Genomic DNA, 210 nt, shown 5'->3' with positions numbered 1-210 from the left:
TCATTGCCAGGCACAGGTACGGTGTCTGCGGACATCACGCCACCAGTGGTCGCGCTTGATGATGTACTCACCAATGACAGCACACCTGCACTCACCGGTACAGTCAATGATCCGACTGCGACAGTGGTGGTGAATGTAGATGGCACTGACTACCCGGCAGTAAACAATGGTGATGGCACCTGGACGCTTGCAGACAATAGCTTGCCTGTA

Annotated in this window: 1 protein-coding gene; it reads left to right on the top strand. The window is 54.3% G+C overall.

Going from position 1 to position 210, the window contains the following annotated elements; all coding sequences use genetic code 11:
• A partial coding sequence (locus HL290_RS18530; protein ID WP_227602342.1) for an Ig-like domain-containing protein occupies positions 1-210 on the top strand: 210 nt, incomplete at both ends.

The organism is Acinetobacter sp. AC1-2, assembly GCF_016124155.1.
In the GTDB taxonomy this organism is placed as follows: domain Bacteria; phylum Pseudomonadota; class Gammaproteobacteria; order Pseudomonadales; family Moraxellaceae; genus Acinetobacter; species Acinetobacter calcoaceticus.
Note: the sequence above shows the minus strand (reverse complement) of the source record. Positions and strands in the feature narration are given on the sequence as shown.